The sequence below is a fragment of the Clostridia bacterium genome (genome assembly GCA_017410375.1).
GTDB lineage: Bacteria > Bacillota > Clostridia > RGIG6154 > RGIG6154 > RGIG6154.
In genome coordinates this window covers 25,118-45,464 of record JAFQQW010000061.1, presented here as the reverse complement: position 1 = coordinate 45,464, position 20,347 = coordinate 25,118, and the positions used below count along the sequence as shown (strand labels likewise).

Here is a 20,347-nt window from a genome sequence, read left to right as displayed (position 1 = left end):
CTCTCTATTCTTTCTTTAAACTATCCCGATAGGCTTTCGGGGTCATGCCTGTCTTTTTCTTGAACATCCGGCAAAAATAAGAGGGAGTCTCAAATTTTAAGGCGTATGCGATGGATTTTACGTTTTCTTCATCCAGCGCCAGTAAAGCCTTTGCCTGCTCAATTTTTTTGGCGTATCGGTATTCTATGGGGGTCATACCGCTGTATTCTTTAAACAAGCGGTTAAAACAGCTGGTGCTGGCAGGACACATGGCGGCAACTTCAGCAATGCTTAAATCCTGGTCAGGGTCTCGCTCCATATACTCAATACCCTTTACAATGCCCCTAAACCGCGGACCGCCCTTGCCCTGTTGCTTTTCCAAAAGTGCCATCTCGTGAATCAGAAGCTCTAATTTTGCACAGGCGCAGGTGACTGGCTTTTCGGGCATGTTATGCAAACGGTGCAGTTCTTCCATCCGATGCAGGGTGGTTGATGTAAAAAACGCATTCAGCTTTGTAATTTTGTCCGAAAACGAGAGACGCTCACCGTGGATGTCATAAAGCAGAAAATCTATTTTTAAACCCTGATAGGGAGCAGAAGTGTCACAGTTTTTAAACGTACATGTGTATCTTGAATCACTCGGGATGTATATAAAATCACCGGGCTTTGCGGTAAGCAGAATTTTGTTGTTAAAAGTATACACAATTTCGCAGGCATTTACATATAATAAAACGCTGCCGTTTCTTTTGTCCCCAAAGCTCCATTTGAATCCGTCCCGCCATTGCTCCTTGGTGACTGCACTCAATTGGGTGATGTATCGCATGGTATATAAATCGGTGAGTGTTATCTGTTTCATTTTTGCACCTCCTGTCTTTATTATATTGAAAAAACAAAATTTTGTCAACAAAAATGTCACTTTTTTGCTTATTTTGAAACGTAAAATCTTTCTAAAATAAAGAAAAAGGACTTGCGAGCAAGTCCTTTTTTGATTTGTGTTTTCAGATTAGTAGTTTTCTTTTCTGACTTCAAAATATGCCTGAGGGTGTGCGCAAACGGGACAGATTTCGGGAGCCTTTTTGCCCATTACCAGGTGACCGCAGTTGCGGCATTCCCACATGGTTTCTTCTGCCTTTTCGAAAACAGCCTTCATTTCCACGTTGTTTAACAGCGCGCGATAGCGTTCTTCGTGGGTCTTTTCGATTTCTGCAACCATTTTAAACTGTGCTGCCAGAGCGGTAAAGCCTTCTTCTTCCGCTTCTTTTGCAAAACGCGCATACATATCGGTCCATTCGTAGTTTTCGCCTTCTGCGGCACTTTCAAGATTCTGTGCAGTATCGCCCAAAGCGCCTAAAGCCTTAAACCACAATTTTGCGTGTTCCTTTTCGTTGTTTGCGGTCTGTTCAAAAATTGCCGCAATCTGCTGATAGCCTTCCTTTTTTGCAACCGATGCAAAGTAGGTATACTTGTTTCTTGCCTGGCTTTCGCCTGCAAATGCTTCTCTTAAATTTTGTTCGGTTTTAGATCCTTTTAATTCCATAACTTAAAATCCTCCTTTTGTTTTTTCTTTATTTTACCAAATTTTTACTTTGCTGTCAACCCTATTTCCCACGCCCGACATATATGCCGTAGACAATGCTGATTATGGCATAGGGAATCAGCAAAATCAGCCATACAATGGAGAAAACAGGTGGTAAAAATATACTTACAAGGCTTAATATACCCAAAATCACCGTTTCAAATCCAATAAAACGGTTTATTTTCCTTGCTTTTTCAGTGTCCATATCGGCGTTCTTTACATAATCCAGCTTGGGCAGATAGTTGCCGATTACAAGAAACATAATACCGAGAATCAGCAGTACGCATTTTCGGATATCAATATTTTTTCCAAGTCCGTAGGCAAGGGTAATCGCTTGCAAAACAACCGTAAGAAGCGGAACAATCCACTTGGTTACCCGTTCAAACTTTTTGCGTTCTCCATATTTTTTTGCATTGATGTCATAAATCAGACAGCTGATAATTTGCAAAAGGGCCATTAAAAACGGAAGAACGAACACCACAAAGGCTTTCGGAGCAAAATTGTCGGGCTGATTGTAGAAGTTGAAGTGGATTGCCATGGTATCGGGCAGAGCATCCCATAAGGCGATGCCAAGTACGATGGGTGACAGACAAACCAGGCAGGTTATTAAAAGAGTTCTCCATTTTATCCATTTCATGATTTATTCCCTCCTAACGTGTAAATAAAGGTTAATACTTCTTCAAATACTGAGGTGTTCAACTCGTAATAGATGAAATTTTTGTATTTTTGTTCTACAATCAGGTCTGCGTTTTTAAGCTTTGCCAGATGATACGAAACGGTTGCACCGGTTAACTGAAAGCGCTCTGCAATTTCGCCTGCGGATTTTTTGCCGTTTTTTAACATCTGCAATATGTCCCGACGCACCGGGTCAGATATGGCTTTTAAAGTCTCATTTATACCCAATTTTCTCACATCCTTCCAATCTATTTAGACGTTTATCTAAATAGATTGTAGCATGAATCGCTTAAAATGTCAAGCCTTTTTTATGTTGCTTGACATATTTTTTAAAAAGTGCTATACTATAGATAACATAAATGCCATTCGGTTGTCGCCTGAAAACGGCGACATTGCCTTTTTATAGAGAAATATTTAAAAGGGAGGTTTTGTTTGCATGACAGAATTTTTCTATCAGTATGATTTACACTATGTTCTTCGCTTGCTGGTGGCTTGCTTTTGCGGAATTGCTATCGGCTTTGAGCGTAAAAACCGTTCTAAGGAAGCAGGGATTCGTACCCATTGTATTGTGTGCTTAGCTTCGGCACTTATGATGATTATTTCAAAGTATGCCTTTGAGGATATGCTTTCCGACCCCATTTATGCGGGGGTGGATGTACGTCTTGACCCGTCCCGTATGGCGCAGGGTATTGTAACAGGTGTCGGCTTTTTGGGCGCAGGCATGATTTTCGTACACCGCCAGACCATTGTAGGCTTAACGACTGCGGCAGGCATCTGGTGTACGGCAGGTATTGGCATGGCAGTTGGCTCGGGCATGTATTTTATGGGGATTGTCGCAACGGTGATTATGCTTTTGGTGCAGTTCCTGTTCCACATGAATGCGCGGTTTTTCCGCACCTTAAAGCATAAAAAGCTGACGGTTTACAACGTAAATCAGGAGGATTTTCAGCGGTTTGCCGAGGAGAAGCTTAGTGCACTGCACATTCATGTAACCGAGGTGGATATTACATATGACAGCGAAACGGGGCATTCGGATTATGCATTTTTGTTTGAACTGCCTCCCGACATGAAGGAAGAGGATGTATGTAAAATATTCCCGTATAAGTGTGCACTAAAGAAAATGTAAAAGACGGTTTGTTGCGAACCTAAAACAGGTATGGCAACAAGCTTTAGAAGAATAAAAAGCATGCGAAGCTTGCTTTGGCATACAATCATCTGCGCATGACTATCTATCTTATTCGGAATATAAAAAAATCTGCTTGAGAAATCAAGCAGATTTTTTTATATTCCAAAGTAGGGTTCTAATGCCACTGAGCAAGCGCCGCCGTAGGTGGTGTCGGCAAACATGGCTCTTGCACCGTTGTCTTCTGCGACAAGCACCACATAGGTTCCCTCGTATTCCAGCTGTGCCTGGTTTTCCATTACGGCAGGATCGATGTCAAAGGTGTCGCAAATGTAGTCAATTAAGGCTTCGCGGTTTGTGGAGAACAGCTCTGCACCGCTCAGCTTTTTGTTTTCAAAATGGCAGACCAGTTCGGCTTCGCCTACGTTTTCAAAGCTGTCTAAGCGGTAATAACGGGAATCCACATCCTCGTTTTCCACAAAAGCACTACCCATGGAGAGGTCGGTTTCGGTGTCGTTCATATCAAGCTTTTCACCGTCTAACTTGCCGGATACAACACTTGCCACATCCCGTTCGGTCTGCTCCCATTGCAATGCAAAGCGACTGTGGTTGGAAAAGGACCAGCCCACCACAATAATAATGACTAAAAACAGCAATGCGCTCAGCACGCCTGCAATCTTTTTGCCTGCACCCTTTTTCTTTTTCTTTTCAATACGGGTGGGTAAGTCCTCTGCCGGTGTTTCTGTGGGCGGGACATACCCTATAACGGGCGGACGGACGGATTGTGCGGACGGTATAAAGGAAGGTATATCGTCGTCCTGTTCCACGGAAGCGGAGAAGTCCTCTGCATTATGTAGAGGCGTGTTCCGGGGCGGATATACGCGGTCATTCTCTCTCGGCAGTTGTGTGGGTGGCACCGCAACAGGCTCTACTGCCTGCGGACTTTCGGTGACCGGTGCATCTTCAAGAGACGGTGCCTGCATAAAACCATTGCTTTCCTTCGGTGCATCGGGCGTCGGTGTTTCCTTTTCCCATTGCAGTTTACCGCAATGCATGCAACGCAAAGCATCATCTTCTATTTGTTTTCCGCAATATCTACAAAACAAAATCAAAACCTCCAATCATTTCGCTTCCATTATAAAACGAAGTTAAGATTTTGTCAAGTTTTCAGAAAAGGAGACGGAAAAAACCCTCCGTCTCCTTTTGGTCTATGAATCAGGCATTACTCCCCGTTACAGCCTGCAATACACTGAATCAGGCAGGCGACAGCGGTTAAAATCAATGCGATAAAAAAGATGAATGCCCCTGTGAGCACCGCGCCTAAAACACTGGTTGCCACAAAGGTGAATGCCAAAAGCAGAGCTGAGGTCAAGGCTGTACCCAATATGCCTGCCAGCACAAGCGGAATGGTTCCGCAAACCGAGCAACCCCTAGGACCTGCACCCTGTAAAAAGGCAGATGTTAACAGCAGGATGCCGAGGTAAACCACGGCAACGCCCAGAGCGACCCAGAAAAAGGCTGTGCCGATGACCAGTGCACCGCTTAAACGTAAAAACGCTGCCACAATCCCTAAAATCAGGCTTGCCACAAAGGCAATTGCACCGCAGGAAACTCTTGCTCCGCAACCGCAATGCATCATGAAAATCACCTCCCTTTAACAGTATATGAAAGCCCTTATAAAAAGTGAAAAAAAACAGTTGACAAACCCGAAAAGTTGCATTATAATAGTTAAGGTTTGAAAATAAATTTTACGACTTCTACCCCTTGTTACACGCGGTACCAGCCGGTTTGTGTACAGGGCTTTTATTATGCAGAAGTTTGGTTAAGGAGGATTTATGAGCAGTACATTATTATCTATTTCTATTGCTTTACTGGCAGGGCTTTTGATGACCCGTGCCTTTAAGCCCTTTAAGCTTCCGTCGGTAACTGCGTATCTGATTGCGGGCGTTCTGGTTGGCCCTTATTGCCTCGGCAGATGCGGAATTCCGGGACTTGGGTTTGATTCCCATGAAGCGGTAGAGGCACTTTCGCTGATTTCGGAGGTGGCGCTGGGCTTTATCGCGTTCTCCATTGGTAACGAATTCAGGCTTTCCGATTTGAAAAAAACCGGTAAGCAGGCATTTACCATCGGTATTTTGCAGGCACTTACCGCAACGCTTCTTGTGGATCTGGCTTTGATTGGATTGCTTTGGCTCATGCCGGGCAAAATTTCCGTTCCGCAGGCAATCACTTTAGGCGCAATTGCTACCGCAACCGCACCTGCGGCAACCTTAATGGTTGTACGTCAGTACAAGGCAAAGGGTCCGCTGACCAATCTGTTGCTTCCTATTGTTGCGTTGGATGATGCGGTGGGTCTGATTGTGTTTGCGGTTTCGTTCGGTATCGCAAAAACCTTAATTGTTGGGTCTGTAGACATGGTTTCCATTATTGTAAATCCCTTGGTGGAAATTGTAGCTTCGCTGACTCTGGGTGCGGTTATGGGCTACATACTTACCCAGCTTGAAAAGCTTTTTAACTCCAACACAAACCGTTTGAATGTAACCATTTCCTTTGTGCTGTTAACCGCGGCACTGTCTATGTTGGATTTCCATATCGGTCCGGTACACATCAGTTTTTCATCCCTTTTGGTTTGCATGATGCTGGGTACGGTATTTTGTAATACCTGTCCGCTGTCTAATGATATGATGGAACGGGCAGACAAGTGGACCTCACCTTTGTTTGCGTTGTTCTTTGTTATCAGCGGTGCAGAATTGGAGCTTGGCGTGTTTACCGATGTGGCTGTTGTGATTATCGGTGTGGTTTACATTATGTTCCGTTCTTTGGGTAAATATATTGGTACTTTTTTCAGTGCAAAGATTTCCAAATGCTCGCCCGAAATCTGCAAGTATTTAGGGATTACCCTTTTGCCCCAGGCGGGTGTTGCCCTTGGTATGTGTGCCACCGCGATGCAATTGGGCGCGCAGGGCAATCTGATTCGGAACATCACCTTGTTTGCGGTGCTGATTTATGAACTGGTCGGTCCGTTGCTGACCCGTCAGGCGTTGACCGCAGCCGGCGATATCAAGCCTATGCCCGACGAGGTAAAGAACCGCCGTCAGACAAAATTGGAGCAATCCAAAGCCGGTTCAAAATAATATTCTCGCAAAAAACTGCCTTCGGGCAGTTTTTTTGCAATTCAAAATAACTTGTGATGCAGAAAAACGGTTTTTATATAGCTAAAAAAGCTTATATTTTATTAATTTTGCAAGTTCGTAATAAAAAACTTGCAAAAAATTAAAAAAAGGTATTGACAAACAAAGATGCATAAGATATAATATAGACAACAAAAAAATATTTGAAGGAGGTTTACCCCATGAAAGATCCGAAATCCTTACCGTTACTATTGTTAGACAACAGCTCCATGATGTCTGTTTTGAACGAAGGCGAATTTAAATGCCGTAATCTGTCCTTTGAAGATGCAAAGCACATTTTAGAAGTGCATGAAGAGGAAGATGTGCTGCGCTGTTTCAGCAATGCAGATATCGAAACAGTGATTTTTGACTACTTAGGTGTCACAAAACGAAATTTTGAGTACAAACGAATTCGCAATATGCGTGCCGGGCAAGATGCCTTGGTGTTTAAGCTGTACATTACGCCCTCCGAAACGCAGCCGGTGATTCAGGCAGACGACGGCGTGGAGGCGAAGAAGATTCAGAATGTATATGTATATTGTCAGTATCTGACAAGACTTTCATAGGCGTTATGATTATAAACGATGCGGGTGCTTTTGATGGCTCGCATCGTTTTTGCTCTCTGGACCCCAAAAAAAGCGTCTTAATGGGAGCAGTTGCCTATTGCGTTTTGTTTTTCCTTATGGTATACTTAAGAAAAAAACGTTAGTAGCCGACCGTATTAAAGGGTTTTCTCGTTGTGCGTGGGGTTAGAATGCTTCAATAGTTGAGGAGCCTTGGTACGTTGGATACTAATCAGAAAGGAATTTTGGCGTGAAAAGATTAATTTGTTTCCTGCTTTGTATGTTTTTACTTTGTCCTGCGATAGTTTCTGTACAGGCAGAAGCGCCCATTACCGTGAAGCTGAACGGAGAGGTGCTGGTGTTTGATGTACCGCCCATGCTGATTCAGGATCGCACCATGGTACCGCTTCGGGTTATTTTTGAAGCTTTGGGTGCGACGGTTGACTATGAGGATGCTACCAAAAAAATCACCGCCACTATGGGAGATACGGTGGTTACTTTGCGTGTGGATACCCCTGCAATGTATGTAAACGGTACAGAATTTTTGCTGGATGTGCCTGCAACGGTGGTAAATGACAGAACTTTAGTGCCGGTACGTGCCATTTCGGAGGCATTTGACTGCGATGTGCAATGGGACGGGGATACCAATACGGTTCTGATTACAAAAGAAAAGGATATTTTTGATTTCGGTGCCCCCGAAATTGATTTTACGGGAGATGACGGGACAAAAAGCAAACTGCATTACAGCTCGCGCTTAAGCTTTGAGCAAAATTATCTGCCGACATTGCTGTTTGGAAATACAGAGGTGTTTAAAGAATTGATTTTAAACGATTCGGAATCGATTATGACCGTTCTGGATCAGCAGGTATGGACGCCTGCCAGAGATAATGTGGTGGCAGCGTATCTTTTGGAGACTGATAAGACTTTTTCAACCGATGCAGAGGATGTGTTTGACCGCATTGACGTGGTTGCCGAAAAATATGAGCTTTGGGCGGAGCAGAATTTTGCAGTAGATTTCTTTATGCTTAATGATACCGATGTGTGCGTTTTGCTGAATATGGCAGATATTGGCGAAAAAGTGGTGCTGGATGAATTGGACAGAATGCTTATTTCTCCTTTTGTGGCGATTGTATATGAAACGGATACCGATACATTCCGCTATTTCTGTCTGGAAAAGAGCCTTGGGGATGCCTATATGCTTTGTGGGTATGACAAAGAAATGGCACATCTGAATTTTGGCATTTGCGAAAAAGACAAGAGAGCATTTGTGCAGGCGATAAAAGCTGTCGGGGAACAGTAAACTGTAATGAAAAGAAAGGAGAGTGGTGAAGCATGGTAAACAGTATTTTCTGGATTGTGGCGATTGTGCTGTTTGTGCTTCTGGAAGCGACAACTGCGACACTTGTGTGTATCTGGTTCGCGGGCGGAAGTCTGGTGGCATTGATTGCAAACCTGCTTGGCGCAAGCACGATGGTACAGATTCTGATTTTTCTGGTGGTGTCGGTGGTTTGTGCGTTGTTGCTCCGGAAAGCGGCGCTCAAATATGTAACACCCGAAAAAACCAAAACAAATTTGGACCGCATCATCGGCGAGACGGTCTTCGTTAAAGAAATTCTGGAAAACGGTGACGGGAAGGCGTCGGTCAATGATGTGGACTGGAAGGTAAAGCCTGAAAAGGGAGAGGCGCTTTCTGTGGGAGACAGAGTGACCGTTACTGCCGTGGAAGGTGTTAAGTTGGTTGTTAAAAAGTAAGGAGGTTTTTGAATGGAAATTTTATTGGTTATTCTTGCAATTGTTGTGATTGTTTTTGTGGCAAACATTAAGATTGTGCCACAGGCATATGCGTACATTATTGAACGGTTCGGGGCGTACAGCACTACCTGGAATGTGGGTCTGCACATTAAGGTTCCGTTCATTGACCGCGTGGCGAAAAAGGTGAATTTAAAAGAACGGGTTGTGGATTTTCCGCCGCAGCCGGTTATTACCAAGGATAATGTAACCATGCAGATTGATACGGTTGTGTATTTTCAGATTACCGACCCGAAGCTGTTTACTTACGGTGTGGAGCGTCCCATGATGGCAATTGAAAACTTAACTGCCACCACCCTTAGAAACATCATTGGTGACTTAGAGCTGGATGAAACTTTAACCTCGCGCGATACCGTAAATGTAAAGATGCGCTCTATCTTAGATGATGCAACGGATCCCTGGGGCATTAAAATCAACCGTGTAGAACTGAAAAACATTATTCCGCCTAAAGAAATTCAGAACGCCATGGAAAAGCAGATGAAAGCAGAGCGTGAGCGCCGTGAAGCTATTCTGATTGCAGAGGGTGAGAAAAAGGCGGCAGTACTGCGTGCAGAGGGCGAAAAGGAATCTGCGATTTTAAAGGCGGAAGCGGTTAAGCAGACTGCCATTAAGCAGGCTGAGGGTGAAGCGGAAGCGATTTTGGCAGTACAGACGGCTATTGCGGAAGGTATCCGTAAGATTAATGAAGCCAATCCGTCGGATGCGTATGTGGCAATCAAGGCGTTAGAAAGCTTTGAAAAGGCTGCAGACGGCAAGGCGACCAAAATCATCATTCCGTCCGACATGCAGGGCTTGGCAGGGCTTGCAACTTCGGTAAAGGAATTGATGAGTGACTTTAAGAACGAGAAATAAAAATTAGAAACGTAAGTAACGGAGCGGAATCCTCAATGGATTCCGCTCCGTTTGTTATGTGTTCTGTATAGGGGATTCTTCGCTATCGCTCAGAATGACACCTCATCCGTCAGTCTGCCGACTGCCACCTTCCCCTCTAAGGGGAAGGCTTTCCCGGTTATTCTGTATGACAGAAAAAAGCGAGCGCAGTGTGCGCTCGCAAAATTTTCATCAGATGATTTCGATGTTTTCGGTTTTGAATTCTTCGGTGGGGAACCAGCATTCCATTTCGGGCGGTTCAACACCTTTACCTGCCGAAGCATAGTCAACCATAAGGGTGGCACAGCCCTTGTCGGTGGAAACCAAATACTGACACTGGCTTTCCACATCCAGACTGTGGATTTCACGCAAAGTAATTTTCTTGTCAAAATCCAGCACCTCACCCACATCGGGCGTGATGTCGGTATCTCTTGCCAAAACCAGCGCACCACGCTTGATTGCCACATGCTTTTGGGCATTTTCGTCCTTGGGATTGGGCTTTGCAAAGATGATTTCGGGCACAATTTCAAGATTTAACTGAATTTCGTCGCCCGGATTCCAAGCTCTGGTGATTTCCGCATAAGTGCCGGGGAGGGCGGTAAAGCTTTCACCCTCAACCGAAAGGGTTGCAGATTTTGCAAAGGACGGGATACGCATTTTTACGGTAAAGGTTTCTGCCTGCTCAGGGGTTACGATAACCGAAATGCTGTCACCCTTGGGATATTCGGTTTCCACATCCATATAAAGGGGGTTATCGGACGGGGTTACGGTGTAAATTTCGCCGGGGGCATAGGTGTTAAATACCACACCGTCTTTATCCTGGAACAGGGTAAACTGCGGAACAAAGCCTGTGCCTGCCGCACCGATGGCATTACAGCAACCGTAAATTGCAGTCCACAAAGACATCAGACCACCGATGGCATTGCCTCTGTAGAATTTTAAGAGCGGGCTATAGCTGTCAAAGGTCAGACCGCCGTTTTTCGGGCTGTCTGCAGTGTTTACTGCACCATAAAGGGCATTAAATGCGGATTTTTCAATTTCTTCTGCATATTTCGGGTCGCCTGTAAGGCAAAGAATGTGGGTAAGGAATTTCATCCAGGTTACGGTTACACAGGTTTCCTGCATTCTGCCACGCACGCCCGTTAAAGTCTGCATCAGCGCAGAGTTGTCAAACAGCTCATGGGTACAGCCGCAGCTGCCGGGGAGCGTGATATCGGTTTCGATAACCGCATTGGCAAAGTTGATTGCTGCCTGCTTCCATTTTTCAATTTTGGTGATTCTGTAGTATTCAATCAGGCCCTCGAAGCAGGACATCATTTCGTATGCCTTGACAACCGGATACTGAAACGGCGCTATTTTGTTTTCGTATGCCATGGTGAAAATGTCACCGTCTCTGCAAGCACCTATGTTCACAATGTACTCACCGAAGTCAAAATATTTCTTTTCGCCTGTGATGTTGTAAAGGCGAAGTGTCGGTTCCAAAATAGATGCCGAGTTAATCGCACCCCAGTTCCAGGAGGTTTCGGTAATGGGTTTTTTCCCTTCTTCTTCGGGACCGATACGTTCTATAATATAATCAAGATGTTTTTTCGCGCTTTCAATAATTTCGTTCTTTAATTTGTCGCATTTGCAAATTTCGTGGAAATGTAAAAAGCCCAAAAGTACATATTTACGGCACCATAAATCCCAACCGTTAAATTCATTTTCGGTGCTGTAGGTAGAATATCTGCCCAACTCGTCCTGTGCGGTAAGCATATCTTTGATTACATCTTCCAAAATACGATACAATTCTTTATCTTTGGTGTAGCGATATGTAATACAGGCACCGCGCATCATTTTGCCGAAAAATTCACCGCGCCAGGATCTGGATTCGCCATCGCAATCGGAGCGATACACGTCCACAAAACGTTGCCACATTCTCACATCTTTCAGCTGGCGTTCCTGAACAAAGGTTGCCATATCGTTTACAATACCGCTGTAGGAAAAATCACTGCCGTAGGGGAACAGGATATCGGTATCTAAACGCGGTTTGTATTGGGTATGTTTGTTAAGATAGTCTCTGACTGTCTGATTCATTGCATTCATCCTCCTCATGCATTATACATATACTAAATTATACCAGTTTCTTTTGTAAAAAGCAATGATTTTGAAAAATTTGTAAAAAAAGCCCACAAAGTAAAAAGTTCCTACTTTTATTGCGGTGTGTCTCTGTAGGACACGTCGAAGTAAGATGAATTTCGAAGAAATTTGAAGGAAGGGAGAATCTTTTTTTGTTTTGACGGTTGTAATTTTGATTTAAATGTGGTATAATTAATTAACATAGTTAATTAACCTATGAATGAATAGGTTTAGAATGAAATTGAGTGAAATTGAACAAAACGAAGGGGCAGGAATGGAGGAATTGCACAAGGACAATGGTGATTATGAAGGTTGAAAAAAGTGTTTAAATATGAGTATGCTTAACATTTAAAAATTAATATAGAATTACAAAACACATTTTGAGTGAAATCAAGATGTGTTTTTTTGTTTGTAGAAAGGAGATAAGATGATGAGAAATATGTTTGAAAATAGCAATGAAATGATGGACAATTTATCAAATGAAATGGAGGAAAGCAAAATGACAAAATTAGGTTTATATGAATCAAGAACATTCGGTAGAATTTCTTACGGGTTTGTAAGAGATGACAAAGGCATGGTATACATCAAAGAAGATGAAGCTGAAATAATTAGGTGGATGTATAAGATGTGCATTCAGGGCTTGAGTTTATTGCAAATTCAGGCAGAATTAATCAGAATGGGAATCAATTCTCCTACTGGTAAGGAAGAATGGTCTGTTGTTACAATTAGTAAAACTATAGATAATGTGAATAATTGCTACATAGTATCAGATGAAGATTATCGTACTGCGATTAAAGAAAAAATGTTTAGGGCAAGAAACGACAGAAGAAGATGGTGATATGTAGAATTGCAGATTTGGTATATAATTATTCCATAAATAAGAAAGGAGTAATTATATATGAGCAAATCAGCAATTCAAAATCAACTACAGTATGTTATTGCAAATGAACAATATTTAAAACCATTATTAAATTCAGGAAAGATTAGCATTGAAGTATACAACGAAGTGTTGGAAAATTTGTATGATGAATGCGAACTCTGGAAATACGGCAGAATGAAAAATCCAAGAGTAGAATTTAACAAAAAGAAACGAGAACCTAAACAAACAATGGCGAAGCAAAATCCCGGGTACATTTCATTGACAGAATTGGCAAAAGGTTGTAGTAACATTCAAGCCGGATATACAATTCACAATTGGTTAAGGGATGAAAATACAGTTAAGTTTCTTGCACTTTGGGAGAAAAAACACAACGAGAAATTTGTTGATTTAATTCTGAGTAAAAGAATGACTCTTACACCCAAGATATGGATTGACAGAACTAAAGCTATTGGTATTGTATCAAGGCAAGGCAGGGGCGGTGGCACCTATGCACACAAAGAAATTGCAATGCATTTCATGTGTTGGATTTCTGCTGAAATGATGCTGAAAATAATAGAGAAATATATGGAGGTTATTAGTGATGAAGAAAGTAATTGAAATACCTGCCACCATATTTCCTAAAATCAAAGACGATAAAGCAAGACTTAATGTCGCAGCATACTGCAGAGTAAGCACAGAAAAGGAAGAACAGGAAAATAGTCTTGAAACTCAGACAATGCATTATAAGAATGAAATTGAAAGGAATCCTAACTGGACTCTTGTAGATGTTTTTGTCGATTTCGGTGTAAGTGGTTTAAATGACACGAAGAGAACAGAATTCATGAGAATGATTGAAATGTGTGAAAAAGGTAAAATTGATTTGATTCTAACAAAATCAATTTCGAGATTTGCACGGAATCAGCTTGACTGTTTGGGGTACATAAGGAAATTAAAATTAAAGAATATAGGAATCAGATTTGATAAAGAGAGAATAAACACTCTTGATCCATCAAGTGAAATTTTTCTATCCTGGTTCAGTGCCTTTGCTCAGGCAGAAAGTGAATCGCTTAGCATGAATATAACAAGAGGAAAGAGAATGGGATACAAGGAAGGTAAATTTCCGTTTCCATTTTCATTGTATGCTTACAAAAGAGGACAAAATGGACAACCTGAAATTGTTCCGGAAGAAGCTGCAATAGTTCGTAAAATATTCTATTTGTATCTTGAGGGAAATTCTATAAAGGACATAATCGAATGGCTTGAAGAAAATGAGATAGAATCTCCAAAAGGCAATAAGAGATGGAGTTCAAATTCGGTAAGTGGAATTCTCAAGAACGAAAAGTATAAAGGTGATGCGTTGTTACAGAAGACATACACGGTTGATTACCTAACTAAAACTGTTGCAAGAAATAAAGGTGAGGTTGCACAGTACTATGTTGAAAATAGTCATGAGGGAATAGTATCTAGAGAAATTTTTGATATGGTTCAGGATGAAATAAAACGAAGAAGAAACTATACAGGAGACAAGTCCATTTCATTTTCCGCTAATTATGCTTTAACCGGAATTGTATTTTGCGCAGAATGTGGTGCGAGGTATAGGAGAGTAACTTGGGCACGAAATGGTAAGAAGAGAATTGTGTGGAGATGCTCAGAGAGGCTTGAAAATGGAATCAAAAATTGTAAGAATTCTCCGTCACTTCCTGAAGATAAATTAAAACAAGCAATTCTGTCAGGCTTATCTCAGGCATCCCTTGATGTTTCAAATATAACCGAAATGGTTAAGAATGAAATCGGGACTGTAATTCATAAGAATGATGAGCAGAATGAATATACAATAAAATCAAAAGTCAAGAAACTTGAAGAGGAAATTCGAGTGTTAAATCAAATTGTGAATGAAGCAGATGATAACCAAGTGTATCTTGATAAAATTAAGGAGTATGAGAATGAATTTGAAATACTAAATTCAAAACTTATTGAGTGCACCAAATGTGAAATGAATGACATTGAAGATTTTATAAATGAGAATGAAGTGAATATGCTTGAATATTTTGACGCAGTTGTAAGGAATACGGTTGAATCGGTTCTGATAATTTCACAGAATAAAATTAAAATCAAATATGTAGACGGAATCGAAATAACAAAATCAATTTAATCACTATGTTGCAGGATGCTAAAATTCAGCCTATATATTTCTCCCTATTGCCAATTGCAATATTTGGCGAATTATGGTATAATAAATAAAGAAATAGGATGGGAGATGTTTTTATTGTATAATAAGATTAATTCATTGATAGAAGAGGGGATAAGAGTTAAGTGCGAAGAATACCATGATGTAAAGCAAGAAGATGGGTTGTTTTTATTGCCTTATATTGCTGGGGATAAGTATAATCTGTGGATGAACAAAATCAAGATTCTCACAGAGAATCAGCTAAAGAATCATCCATTATATGATGAAATTATAAAAACATTTGATGGTAGAAATAATGATTATGGTACAGCTGCTTATGATCGTATGATGTCATATTTAAAAGCTTTATTAGACGAATATGCAAATTGTGTTCCGGTATCAACAGATATATGTACTTGCGAAACAAAAAAGATTTTCATTAGCCATTCATCCAAAGATATTGAGTATATTAATGCTTTTATTAAACTATTAGAGCGAATAGGGTTTGCTGGCAGAGGGGGAATATTTTGTAGTTCAGTATCAGGATATTATATACCGAATGGGCAATCTATATATGAATATTTAAAAAAAGAAATTGAAAACGACACTCATGTAATTATGTTTTTGTCGGATAATTATTATAAAAGTCCTGCATGTTTAAATGAAATGGGAGCAACTTGGATAAAGGCAAAGCAACATACTGCAATCTTGTTGCCTAATTTTGGATATCAGGATATAAAAGGGGCTATTGATCCATCAAAAATATGGTTTAAAATGAATGATAAAGAACGTTTAAATGATTTTAAAGATCAAATAATAGAGGAATTTGAATTAAACGAGTTGGATAATAATATTTGGGAACGAATACGAGACGAGTATTTGGATGCAGTTTCAGCTCTTTCAAAAAGCCAAAAAAACAATGTACAAAGGGTTGAGGTAGAGGATATATTAGATTTAGAAGAGAGCATACATTGTATTTTTAGATTTATAAATACAAGTAAAAGTGTTGTTGTATGCAAAGATTTACGCGCTATTATTACTGATGAAAATAACAATGATGTTCTTATTAGTGTGAAGTATCCTGTTCTTAGAGAACATAAACTATATGGATTGGAGAATAAAAGAATAATTATTGATGTTCCCAAATCCCAAATTGATAATTATGATCAATTTGATTTTTGTAGAATAACGAATTGGAAGACGGATACATATTGGTCTCCATGTATGGAGTGATTTTATAGTGGATACTATTTTAGATAATTTGAGTGTTGTATTTACTGTATATGGAGGTAGTTATGTCTTTTGAACAAAGTGTAAGTGTAATAGAATTGTTATTAACATTTATTAGTCTAATTTTAATTGTGTTTGGGTGGATAATTCCATATTATCAAAACATTAAAATAGAAAAACAAAAAATAGGGAGAATTTGAATTTACAAAAAATGAAATGGGAGAAAGATTTTGTTGAAGAACAAATTTCTCAATTTTATGGTCCGATATCAATGCTATTGCGCGAGAAAAGATTATTGTTTGAACGGATACTTGAAATGTTTGGAAGAAGAAAAGTTTTCTTGGAAAATCAAACCCGCATAAGTGATTTAACGGATGATGAACAAAAGATATGGATTCATTATGTGAATACATATAAAATTCCAATTGATAAAAAAATAATTGAAATTATTCGTAATAAACACCATTTAATCTATAATTCAGAAATGCCAGAATGTTTTCATAGATATTTAGATTATGCACTTGGGTGGGAATTATTAGATAATCAGAAAAGAAATGATGTTCCGAACTATTACGAGTATTACTATTGTTTTAACTTCCCCAAAGATTTTAGAATATATATAGATAATACGTTGTCGCTACTACAAAATAAAAAGGAAGAAATTATTAGAAAAACAAAAAATGCATAAAAAGAACAAATGTAAATTTTGTATCGAAATGGATTTGTATGAGGTGCTTATGGAAATTAAAGATTGGCTCTTACTTGCCATACCTATTACTTGTAACGGTATTATATTGTTTGTATTTCAACAAATGTATTTGGCGAAATTAAAAAATAATGAAAGAACTAATACATATAAACAGGATGTTTTAAAAGATTTTTTATCAAGACTACAAGAATGCTATCATATGTTTTTGGGTTTTCAATCACTTAATAAGGAACGATCTGGAAAGGATTATTCATTTGAGCAGTTATGGAATCCAGCTGTTGCTAAATTTCATGATTTAATTGTTTATTCAGATACACATCCATCAACTATTGTAAGGAAAGATATAGGATTTGATAAATGTATAGACAATATACAATCCATAATTGATATCTTGTTTGAATGTAGAAAAAATAATAACAACTTGATTTCAAAAGAAGGCGAAGCGAAATTCTATATTAAGTATGAAGAAACAATACTATCTATGAAAGAGTGCATGGCTAGGTGCGAAAGAGAGATAATGAAGTAATTAATGCTTAATATTTGCATGTAAAATTGGCACATCTTTCCTGTCGCCTAATTATATCATAAATGAAGGATATGAATATTTTTTGTTACAGATTTAAGTGCATTTGATAAAAATATGATTATGGTGATAGTCAATGGAAGTATAAGTATAATACAATAACTGTTTTCTCGGTCAAGCAAAAAGAAATCATTGTTGGATATATCAATTCTTCGCATAAACTTCATAAACGAAAAAACAATGAAAATCTAATAAAATTACTTGAAACAACTAAAAATTGTATAGCAAACCCTATAATACATTTTCCAATGGATCCTGAGTAGATTTTTGAAAATATATACGACAGATAAGGAGAATTTCTATGGATATAGTAAAATATATTTTAGATTTAATACAAAACAACATTATATTAAGTGTTGCAACATTAATAGGAACCATTGTTGGTATTGGAGGATGGTTGGAATCAAAAAAGTCTAAAAAAGAATTAAAAAATTATGAATATCTTTTTAGAATTGCTGCTAACAATATTGATAGAGATTTAACAAAAGAGCAATTAGAACAGTTACATAAAGAAAAAAATGAAATGCAACAAAAAGTAATGGGATTAAATAAGATTATTAAAGAGGATATACCCTTTGAAGCTCGAAGAACTGTATTATTCGATAGATTGAAAGAAGATGAAAAATATTTAATTGAAAGTTTTACTAAATACAAAAATACAAAAAGCGAATATGAGAAAATTGAGCAAATTGAAAATAATATACCAGAAGAGATTTTAACTGAAATTGAATTACATATTATGCCTGATTATTTATCAGAACAAAGAAAGCAAAGATATATGTCAATGTTTACATACATTTCAGTTGGATCGGCAATATTATCGGTACTTCCATTAACTAGAGTCTTGGGTAATTTTGTTATTCTTTGGTCGTTATATCCTTTAATTAGAATATGTGCACTAAATTTGCCTAAGAACAAAAAAGAGCGAAGAAAATACATAACTAATATTTTGTATTATGTAGTATTATCTGTGATTGGTATATATAATGCAATATTACTGCTACACGTAATATTTGAGTATTATATTGATGATATTTTTATGTTAATAAGTACTATAACTTTGCCTTTGTTTGTAATAATGTTGCTTTTTAGAATTATACCAAAATTAATTCAAATATTGCTCAGAAAAAAACAATAGTAATTGCACTAATATTTATTTAACAATTAATAAATAAAAGAAATGAAGTAGATGTATGACGATTAGAGTAGATGTTTTTATAATACATGTTTGCTAAGTCAAGATATGGCATCTAAATTGTTCACTGATTCTATAATGATTTCATCAAAGATGAAATCAATGAATTGCCTTACGGCGTGAATTGAAATCTAAAGATTTCATGAATTGAGCCTAACGTCTCATGAATTGCACTTCGTGCATTTAAAGGTAATTCAATTCATGTTGCGACAGCAACAATTCATGGCTTTAGCCAATTCATGACAACGGATGTTGTCAATTCATTAAAATTTGGTGGCATCTAAATCGTTCACTGATTTTATAATGAATTCAACAAAGTTGAATTCAGCTAAATTCGCTAACGCGAGCTAAATTGAACAAGTTCAGCTAAATTGCCTGCGGCAGCTAAATGTGCTTCGCACGCTAAAAGAGAATTTAATTTAGCTGTTTTGAAAAAACAATTTAGCTATCGAACGGAGTGAGATAATTTAGCTTTGCAACTTGTTGCAAAATTTAGCTATTGGAAAAATTTGAAGGCGAGATTATTGCAATTATACATCGCATAAACGATATAGAGGACAAATGGGTTGTAGCAACATTTGAAACAGAGTCCCTGCGTTTTTTGGTGCGTGGCTCTGCGTCAGGTAGGCGTCTGCATAAGGGATTCTTCGCTTCGCTCAGAAGGACATATACACCTTACCACAGAGTTAAAATAAAAACTTTCTGTTTTTTGACTTTACTTTTGTGAAAAAGTGTGTTACAATTTTGAGGTAAAGGAGTGGTTTGAAATGGAATTAAAAGGAAAAATCATTAACTGTCTTGGCGACAGTATTACCCAAGGGGCAGGGGCATCCGACCCGAAAGAAAAATATGTGGAAGTTTTAAAGAAAATTTCCAAGGCAAAAAAAGTGAACAATTACGGTATTGGCGGTACGCGTATTGCCAAAAAAACCGTGCCCAGCGAAAATGCGGTACACGATCAGGATTATGTTTCCCGTTTTGCGGAAATGGATGACAATGCAGACGTAATTTTGGTATTTGGCGGTACCAATGACTACGGTCACGGGGATGCTAAAATGGGCACCTTTAAAAGCCGTGACCCCTATACCTTTTACGGTGCGCTGCACGTTTTGTGCGAAGGTCTTGCCAAAAAATATGTGGGTAAGTCCATTGTATTTTTAACACCGCTTCACCGTACAGGCGAAGACAATATTGACCAGAACGGTCATGTTTTAAAGGAATATGTAAATGCCATTAAGGAAGTGGCTACCTACTATTCGTTCCCGGTTTTGGATTTGTTTGCAGTAAGCGGTATGCAGCCTGCAATCCCCGAAATTAAGGAAACCTTAATGCCTGACGGCTTGCATCCCTCTTCTAAGGGTCATGCAATTTTGGCAGAAAGAATTTATAATTTCCTGCTGGCTTTATAAAAAAATACACTTTCCTGGAAAGGTTGTCCGTTTTATGGGACAACCTTTTTGTTATACTGAAAACAAGAAAGGAAGTGTTGTATATGAAATTATTTAAATGCATTGCTTTTTTAGGGATTGTTCTGATTTTAGGGGCGGTGGATGCCGCGGATGCAGAAAGTATTACCTACTGGGAAATGGTACGGCAGATTCTGCTGGGCGCAGGTGTTGCGGTTTTGGGTACATTCTTTGCAAAGTGTACCGCACCCAAGCGCGGAAGACAGCGCAGACTTCACCTTGTTCCGACAGACCAGCTAAAACAAGCCGGCTGAG

22 protein-coding genes are annotated in these 20,347 nt (G+C 39.2%); 15 read left to right on the top strand and 7 right to left on the bottom strand.

Translation table 11 applies throughout. The features are described from left to right. Positions 1 to 4: 4 nt before the first annotated feature. From IJE10_10230 to IJE10_10215, 4 genes are all read right to left on the bottom strand, one after another. Positions 5 to 835 carry a helix-turn-helix transcriptional regulator gene (locus IJE10_10230; protein MBQ2968481.1) on the bottom strand — a complete coding sequence of 277 codons (831 nt, stop codon included), beginning with the start codon at positions 833 to 835 and terminating at the stop codon, positions 5 to 7. A 147-nt stretch (positions 836 to 982) separates the two neighbouring features. Further along, on the bottom strand, positions 983 to 1,516 hold the full coding sequence (locus IJE10_10225) for a rubrerythrin family protein (protein ID MBQ2968480.1): 534 nt from the start codon (positions 1,514 to 1,516) through the stop codon (positions 983 to 985). Positions 1,517 to 1,577: 61 nt separating this feature from the next. After that, complete coding sequence (locus IJE10_10220; protein MBQ2968479.1) at positions 1,578 to 2,192, bottom strand: DUF1648 domain-containing protein; 615 nt, start codon at positions 2,190 to 2,192, stop codon at positions 1,578 to 1,580. After that, entirely contained in the window at positions 2,189 to 2,458 is a 270-nt protein-coding gene (locus IJE10_10215; GenBank protein MBQ2968478.1) for a winged helix-turn-helix transcriptional regulator, read from the bottom strand. The genes IJE10_10220 and IJE10_10215 overlap by 4 nt, the downstream gene beginning before the upstream one ends. Positions 2,459 to 2,666: 208 nt before the next feature. On the opposite strand from IJE10_10215, the gene IJE10_10210 reads away from it, so the two are divergent. Beyond that, a complete protein-coding gene (locus tag IJE10_10210) occupies positions 2,667 to 3,356 on the top strand; it encodes an MgtC/SapB family protein (protein MBQ2968477.1) in 690 nt (229 codons plus the stop codon). 155 nt (positions 3,357 to 3,511) lie between these two features. On the opposite strand, the gene IJE10_10205 is transcribed toward IJE10_10210, so the two are convergent. Together IJE10_10205 and IJE10_10200 are read right to left on the bottom strand one after the other, a co-directional pair. Then, positions 3,512 to 4,459 (bottom strand): zinc ribbon domain-containing protein, encoded by a 948-nt coding sequence (locus tag IJE10_10205; protein ID MBQ2968476.1) that lies wholly within the window; start codon positions 4,457 to 4,459, stop codon positions 3,512 to 3,514. Between the two features lie 116 nt (positions 4,460 to 4,575). Continuing rightward, positions 4,576 to 4,992 (bottom strand): hypothetical protein, encoded by a 417-nt coding sequence (locus IJE10_10200; GenBank protein MBQ2968475.1) that lies wholly within the window; start codon positions 4,990 to 4,992, stop codon positions 4,576 to 4,578. A gap of 196 nt (positions 4,993 to 5,188) precedes the next feature. Between IJE10_10200 and IJE10_10195 the strand changes: the two genes are divergently transcribed. From IJE10_10195 to IJE10_10175, 5 genes are all read left to right on the top strand, one after another. Then, entirely contained in the window at positions 5,189 to 6,487 is a 1,299-nt protein-coding gene (locus IJE10_10195) for a cation:proton antiporter (GenBank protein ID MBQ2968474.1), read from the top strand. Positions 6,488 to 6,705: 218 nt separating this feature from the next. Beyond that, on the top strand, positions 6,706 to 7,089 hold the full coding sequence (locus tag IJE10_10190) for a hypothetical protein (GenBank protein MBQ2968473.1): 384 nt from the start codon (positions 6,706 to 6,708) through the stop codon (positions 7,087 to 7,089). A 247-nt stretch (positions 7,090 to 7,336) separates the two neighbouring features. Continuing rightward, on the top strand, positions 7,337 to 8,386 hold the full coding sequence (locus tag IJE10_10185; GenBank protein MBQ2968472.1) for a copper amine oxidase N-terminal domain-containing protein: 1,050 nt from the start codon (positions 7,337 to 7,339) through the stop codon (positions 8,384 to 8,386). A gap of 32 nt (positions 8,387 to 8,418) precedes the next feature. Continuing rightward, positions 8,419 to 8,838, top strand: coding sequence for an NfeD family protein (locus IJE10_10180; protein MBQ2968471.1), 420 nt, complete (start codon positions 8,419 to 8,421; stop codon positions 8,836 to 8,838). Positions 8,839 to 8,850: 12 nt separating this feature from the next. After that, entirely contained in the window at positions 8,851 to 9,747 is an 897-nt protein-coding gene (locus IJE10_10175; GenBank protein ID MBQ2968470.1) for an SPFH/Band 7/PHB domain protein, read from the top strand. 210 nt (positions 9,748 to 9,957) lie between these two features. On the opposite strand, the gene IJE10_10170 is transcribed toward IJE10_10175, so the two are convergent. Beyond that, positions 9,958 to 11,841 (bottom strand): glycoside hydrolase family 127 protein, encoded by a 1,884-nt coding sequence (locus IJE10_10170; protein ID MBQ2968469.1) that lies wholly within the window; start codon positions 11,839 to 11,841, stop codon positions 9,958 to 9,960. Positions 11,842 to 12,313: 472 nt separating this feature from the next. On the opposite strand from IJE10_10170, the gene IJE10_10165 reads away from it, so the two are divergent. The 9 genes from IJE10_10165 (at position 12,314) to IJE10_10125 (ending at position 20,346) form a co-directional block, all read left to right on the top strand. Then, positions 12,314 to 12,721, top strand: coding sequence for a recombinase family protein (locus IJE10_10165; GenBank protein ID MBQ2968468.1), 408 nt, complete (start codon positions 12,314 to 12,316; stop codon positions 12,719 to 12,721). 60 nt (positions 12,722 to 12,781) lie between these two features. Continuing rightward, on the top strand, positions 12,782 to 13,360 hold the full coding sequence (locus tag IJE10_10160) for a KilA-N domain-containing protein (protein ID MBQ2968467.1): 579 nt from the start codon (positions 12,782 to 12,784) through the stop codon (positions 13,358 to 13,360). Then, complete coding sequence (locus tag IJE10_10155; GenBank protein MBQ2968466.1) at positions 13,344 to 14,894, top strand: recombinase family protein; 1,551 nt, start codon at positions 13,344 to 13,346, stop codon at positions 14,892 to 14,894. The genes IJE10_10160 and IJE10_10155 overlap by 17 nt, the downstream gene beginning before the upstream one ends. A gap of 114 nt (positions 14,895 to 15,008) precedes the next feature. Continuing rightward, positions 15,009 to 16,142, top strand: a complete 1,134-nt coding sequence (locus IJE10_10150; protein MBQ2968465.1) for a TIR domain-containing protein — start codon at positions 15,009 to 15,011, stop codon at positions 16,140 to 16,142. Positions 16,143 to 16,335: 193 nt separating this feature from the next. Beyond that, on the top strand, positions 16,336 to 16,827 hold the full coding sequence (locus IJE10_10145) for a hypothetical protein (GenBank protein ID MBQ2968464.1): 492 nt from the start codon (positions 16,336 to 16,338) through the stop codon (positions 16,825 to 16,827). Positions 16,828 to 16,876: 49 nt separating this feature from the next. After that, on the top strand, positions 16,877 to 17,374 hold the full coding sequence (locus IJE10_10140) for a hypothetical protein (GenBank protein MBQ2968463.1): 498 nt from the start codon (positions 16,877 to 16,879) through the stop codon (positions 17,372 to 17,374). Positions 17,375 to 17,732: 358 nt separating this feature from the next. Further along, entirely contained in the window at positions 17,733 to 18,569 is an 837-nt protein-coding gene (locus IJE10_10135) for a hypothetical protein (protein ID MBQ2968462.1), read from the top strand. Between the two features lie 824 nt (positions 18,570 to 19,393). After that, positions 19,394 to 20,035 (top strand): SGNH/GDSL hydrolase family protein, encoded by a 642-nt coding sequence (locus IJE10_10130; GenBank protein ID MBQ2968461.1) that lies wholly within the window; start codon positions 19,394 to 19,396, stop codon positions 20,033 to 20,035. 83 nt (positions 20,036 to 20,118) lie between these two features. After that, positions 20,119 to 20,346: a hypothetical protein gene (locus IJE10_10125; protein MBQ2968460.1), complete on the top strand. Its 228-nt coding sequence runs from the start codon at positions 20,119 to 20,121 to the stop codon at positions 20,344 to 20,346. Position 20,347 lies beyond the last annotated feature (1 nt).